Origin of the sequence: Terrisporobacter muris (assembly GCF_024621905.1) — a bacterium.
Lineage (GTDB): Bacteria > Bacillota > Clostridia > Peptostreptococcales > Peptostreptococcaceae > Terrisporobacter > Terrisporobacter muris.
The window spans coordinates 1-5,511 of the sequence record NZ_JANKBY010000254.1; the positions used below are offsets into that span (position 1 = coordinate 1).

Below are 5,511 nucleotides of genomic sequence, written 5' to 3' on the forward strand. Positions count from 1 at the left end.
AATGTACAACTTGTAAGAAAAGCATTAGAATTGATTATAATTAATATATAATAATATTGATTTAGAATAAACAACAAAGAGGTATATAATAATGGATATTTTTATAATAGAAGATGACAATGCTTTAAGTAGAGAAGTAAGTTTAATTTTGAGCAAGTGGGGCTATAGTGTTTGTGAAATAAAAGATTTTGAAAATATAATTAATGAGGTTTTGGAATGTAATCCAAAACTAATTTTAATGGACATAAATTTACCTTGTTATGATGGGTTTTATTGGTGCTCACAAATAAGAAACTTTCTAAAGGTTCCAATAATTTTTATTTCATCAAGAGATAATGATATGGATATAATCATGTCCATAAATATGGGTGGAGACGATTACATTACTAAACCATTCTCACCTCAAGTTTTAGTGGCAAAAATTCAAGCAATTCTTAGAAGAACCTATTCTTATAATAATGATTTAAAAAGTGACATAATAAAATTTAAAGATATAACTTTAAATATAGTTGAAGGTAAGGTTTATTTTAAAGATGAAAATGTAGATCTTACTAAAAATGAACTAAAAATTATGAATATATTAATGAACAATCAAGAAAAAATTGTAAGTAGAGAAGAAATAATAGAAGAACTTTGGGATACAGATGAATTTATAAGTGAAAATACATTGACTGTTAATGTAAATAGATTAAGAAAAAAACTAGATTCCATTGGGTTAAATGACTTTATAGAAACTAAAAAAGGGCAAGGATACATATTGAGATGAGTTTATTAAAGTATTTAAAAGAAGTGAAACTGTTTTTGATTTTAGTTATTTTCATAATGGTAATTGTAGATGTGACTATACTACTAGATCCTAACTTAAGTAATAGTATTGATACTTTAATTTATATTAATATTTTATCAATTTTAGTTATCATTATTTTCATTTTAATAGGCTATGGTAATTATAAGAGAAAAATAAGTAAATTTATAAAGTCCATACATAATATAAGAGAAGAAAATCTTTGTTTGGCAAATGACTATCTTTATAAAAATGTTAAGAAGTTAATTGAAGATAATGAAGAGGAAGTAGATAGTTTAAGAAATGAACTAGAAGAAATTAATGATTACATGACAAACTGGATACATGAAGTAAAAATTCCTATATCAGTTCTTGAAATAATAGGGAAAAGAGTAAATGAAATTGATGAAAGTAGAGAATTATCAAAACAGATTAATAGTGAGGTTAGTCGTATAGATAAATTAGTGGAACAAGCAATGTACTCGAGTAGAGCAGGTAACTACAATTCAGACTTTATAATAAATGAAGTGAATTTGGAACAAGTTATAAAAGAGGTAATAAAGAAAAATAAATATCAATTTATATATAACAAGTTAGATTTACAAGTTGATGATATTAATAAAACTGTCCTTACTGATAAAAAATGGATTACTCATATAATTGAGCTAGTAGTTGATAATGCAATTAAGTATAGCTATATAGGTGGGAGAATAGAAATTTATATTAAGGAAAATAAAAAAGGATGTGAACTTCATATTAAAGACTATGGTATGGGAATTGTACCTCAAGATATAGAAAGAGTTTTTGATAAAGGTTTTACGGGAGAGAATGGAAGGAAAAGAACAAAATCAACGGGAATGGGACTTTACATATCAAAGAAAATTCTAAACAAATTAAGTCATGATATAAATATAGTATCTACTCCAAATGAATTTTGTGATGTCTATATTACCTTTTATAATTTATCAGATTATTTCAATGTGACATAAATGACACATATTATCTCCAAAGTGTTAGGTTAAGAGATGGAATCAAATATCTAAAGCTTATAAAATATAAGTATAATAAATATTAGAAATTTGGAGGGTAATATGTTAAAAACTGTTAACTTAAAAAAAGATATTAAAAATAATAAAAATACATTTAAGATATTGAAAGACATAAATTTGGAGGTAAAAGAAGGCGAATTTCTATCAATAATGGGACCTTCTGGAGCAGGTAAGACTACTTTACTAAATATTTTGTCAACAGTGGACAAACCTACTTCAGGAAATGTATATTATGAAAATAAAGATATAAGTAAAATGAATAATAAGGAGTTATCAAGATTTAGAAGAGATAACATAGGCTTTATTTTTCAGGATTATAATTTATTAGATAGCATGAGCGTAGAAGATAATATAGCTCTACCTCTTGTAATAAGTAATGAAAAACAAAAAACAATCAAGTCGGAAATATTAAGATTGGCTAAATTTTTTGGGATAGAAGCTCATCTTAAAAAATATCCATATGAATTATCTGGAGGACAAAAACAAAGAGTAGCAGCAGCTAGAGCGCTTATAACATCACCAAAAATAATTTTTGCTGATGAGCCAACAGGAGCACTAGATTCAAAGTCTTCATCAGAGTTACTAAATTGTTTAAAAGACATGAATGAAAAGTTTAATGTAACAGTAATTATGGTTACTCATGATCCATTTAGTGCAAGTTATTCCAAGAAAGTTATCTTTATAAAAGATGGAAGGCTAAATGCTAGAATAGATAGCTCAGGAAATAGAAAAGAATTTTACAATAGCATAATGAACTTGCTTACTTCCATGGGGGGTGAAGTAAATGAACTTCTTTAAGCTTTCATTTATGAACTTAAGACAAAATATAAAAAACTATGGGATGTATATATTTTCAATGATATTTTCTATTGTAGTATTTTATAATTTTGTAACGCTTATGTTTAGTGAGCAATTTAGACAGATACAAGATTTAAACGTCGTATCAACTTTAGCAATGGTGTGTGCTATAGTGCTGTTTTTATTCTTTATATTCTTTATTTCTTATTCAAGTAGTTTTTTCATAGAGCAGAGAAAAAAAGAATTTGGAATTTACACTTTTATGGGTGTTGAGAATAATAAAATAGCTTTATTATTTGCTGGAGAAGGACTTTTAATAGGTATAATAGCTTTAGTGGGTGGTATTTTTGGAGGAGTTTTAACTAATAAATTATTCTTAATGGCATTGGCTAAAATTTCTAAGGTGAATACTGTTATGAAGTTTGAAATATCAAAGGAATCTATTCTAATAACTAGCTTAATTTTTCTAGGTATATTAATCTGTGTATTTATTAAAGAATATATAGCGCTACTAAGAACAGATATAACAAAACTTATTAATGCAACAAATATATACCAAAGTGATAATAGTAAAAATAAAACCTTACAAGGTATTTTAGGTCTAATAGTTATAATTTTAGCTTATGTTGTGATTTTATATTACAAAAAATATAACATACCATTTACAGCAGCCATACTAGCAACAGTAGTTATGGTTATAATAGGAACAATGCTATTATTTAAAGGATTTTTCACTTTTATAGTTTCAAAATTAATTAATAATAAAGATTTTTTATATAAAGGTACTAATGTTTTAAGTTATAACAATATAATCTTTAGAATAAGAGATAATAATAAAGTTCTAGGTCAAATTGCAGTATTAATAACTTGTTGTTTGACTAGTGTGATAGTTTCCATTGCGACTAGAACTGTTTTTACAGAAGGCAAAGAATCGGAATACCCATACAGTATAATGTATGAAGGAAATCTAGATAACAAAGTAGTAAAGGATGCTTTAAATAAAAGTGATGAGAAGGTTGATTATAAACTACAAGCTGAGCTTATGTATATTGATATTACTGAAGCTGGTAAAAAAGAATCACCACTGATTGTTACAGGCGATGTGAACTTTATAAAATATTCAGACATAAAAAAAATATGTGAATATAGAGAATTAGATAATGAAAATAAATTTTTAAACACACAGCTAAAAGATAATGAAGCTATATTTATAATTCCTAAGAATTTAATAAATGCTTTTGATTTTAAAGTGGATTTTAATTTAGGGAATAGAAACATTCAAATAATTGACTCTTATGCAATGAATTTATTTGGTTTTTTTAGAGGGAATCTTCCAACTATTGTTGTAAATGACAATACTTTTGATTCTTTAAAACATGACCTAAATAAGAATACAGAAAATATATCTTGTATCACATTAAAAAACTTTGATAATAGTGCAAATATAGTGAAGGAGATAGAGAAAAGCAGTAATATAAAAACTTATAGCGTAGATGATTTTAATGAAGATAGTTATAACTTTATAAATTCAATTTATTTTATAGGATTATTTATGGCTTTAGTATTTATAGTGTCTGTAGGAAGTATTATGTACTTTAAATGTATTTCTGATGCAAGTAAAGACAAGCCTAGATTTGATACTTTGAGAAAAATAGGAACAAGCCAAGAATATATTAATAAATCTATTTATAAGCAAGTAGGTATATTTTTCTTATTCCCAGCTATAGTGGCTATAATTCATAGCGCTGTAGCAAGTTATGCAGTAACAAGTTTATTTAATCAGGATGGAAGACTTTCTACTATAGCTACAACTATTATTTTTACCATAATATATATAACTTATTATTTATTAACTTCAAAAAAATATATTTCTTTAACGAAATAATTTCTAAAAGCCATACTTTATTTGATTGAATCAGATAGAATATGGCTTTATTTATGTGAAAAATAGTAAATAGTATAGAGCAAATAGTGTTTTTTATGAATTCTTATGCAATAAAATACATGATTACATATAAAAGAAGTATGGAAACAAATAAAATACTTACAATGTTTTTCCAAACTTTATACTTATTATTAAGTTCAACTATTTCATTTTCACTAGGAATAGGAACAGGATCTTCATTTGTCTCAATATCTTTATTTTTATTGCTAAAGAATAAGAATACGATTACGCCTATAGCACACCAGATGATACCTGTTATAAAAGTATCTTTTTCCAATTCAGTCATAATAATAGCATATACAACTATGCTAAATACCGCCAATAAAATACCACAAGGAGATTTGTATTATCTTTTTAAATCTGGATACTTCTTTATAAGTTCAATAAAAGCAAAGAATCCAATTATATAATAGAATAAGTTAGCAAATAAGCTTAAAGATGCAACATATAAAATATCCCCAATATAAATAAGGGTAATTGTGATAATACCTAAGAAGATTATAGAAAAATAAGGTGTTTTATATTTTAGATGAATTTTAGCAAATGAACTTGGGATGACACCATCTTTTGCCATTCCATATAAATATCTAGATGGAGCAGCAATACAAGAGTTTAATGTAGAAAAATCTCTACCAAAGGCAATTCCTAGACATAACATAATTAGTGGAAAGCCTAATATACCAGCTTGTATCATAGCATCTGCATAAGGTTTGCAATAAATGCACATAAAGTTGCAAAAATAACATTAGGTCCTAAGTAGCCAACACCATTGGCACCAACTGTAAATAAGCCAACACCTATAACCGTATCCACAGTTATAGTTATACTTTCTTTTAGACCAAGTATTCTATTTATAGAATAAGGATTGTCTTTATATGAATCAATTTTAATACCACATTTTTGAATAAAAAAATAGAATAGTTCTAAATTCAGAT

The 5,511-nt window shown here is 25.9% G+C and carries 7 protein-coding genes; 4 read left to right on the forward strand and 3 right to left on the reverse strand.

Annotation, left to right across the window (positions count from 1 at the left end):
- The first annotated feature begins 91 nt into the window (after positions 1-91).
- The 4 genes from NSA58_RS15230 to NSA58_RS15245 all read left to right on the forward strand — a co-directional run bounded on the left by NSA58_RS15230 (position 92) and on the right by NSA58_RS15245 (position 4,516).
- Complete coding sequence (locus NSA58_RS15230) at positions 92-766, forward strand: response regulator transcription factor (RefSeq protein ID WP_039678099.1); 675 nt, start codon at positions 92-94, stop codon at positions 764-766.
- The gene (locus NSA58_RS15235; RefSeq protein ID WP_039678098.1) at positions 763-1,773 is read left to right on the forward strand and encodes a sensor histidine kinase; all 1,011 of its coding nucleotides are present in this window, start codon (positions 763-765) and stop codon (positions 1,771-1,773) included. Before NSA58_RS15230 ends, NSA58_RS15235 begins: the two co-directional genes overlap by 4 nt.
- Before the next feature lie 102 nt (positions 1,774-1,875).
- Positions 1,876-2,631 carry an ABC transporter ATP-binding protein gene (locus NSA58_RS15240; RefSeq protein WP_039678097.1) on the forward strand — a complete coding sequence of 252 codons (756 nt, stop codon included), beginning with the start codon at positions 1,876-1,878 and terminating at the stop codon, positions 2,629-2,631.
- Positions 2,618-4,516: an FtsX-like permease family protein gene (locus NSA58_RS15245; RefSeq protein ID WP_257560654.1), complete on the forward strand. Its 1,899-nt coding sequence runs from the start codon at positions 2,618-2,620 to the stop codon at positions 4,514-4,516. The genes NSA58_RS15240 and NSA58_RS15245 overlap by 14 nt, the downstream gene beginning before the upstream one ends.
- A 103-nt stretch (positions 4,517-4,619) precedes the next feature.
- On the opposite strand, the gene NSA58_RS15250 is transcribed toward NSA58_RS15245, so the two are convergent.
- The 3 genes from NSA58_RS15250 to NSA58_RS15260 form a co-directional block, all read right to left on the reverse strand.
- Positions 4,620-4,898, reverse strand: a complete 279-nt coding sequence (locus tag NSA58_RS15250; RefSeq protein WP_052232802.1) for an amino acid permease C-terminal domain-containing protein — start codon at positions 4,896-4,898, stop codon at positions 4,620-4,622.
- A gap of 24 nt (positions 4,899-4,922) precedes the next feature.
- On the reverse strand, positions 4,923-5,270 hold the full coding sequence (locus NSA58_RS15255) for an amino acid permease (protein ID WP_052232801.1): 348 nt from the start codon (positions 5,268-5,270) through the stop codon (positions 4,923-4,925).
- On the reverse strand, positions 5,267-5,511 hold a 245-nt coding region (locus tag NSA58_RS15260; RefSeq protein WP_330652586.1), incomplete at its 5' end, for a hypothetical protein. The genes NSA58_RS15255 and NSA58_RS15260, both read right to left, overlap by 4 nt.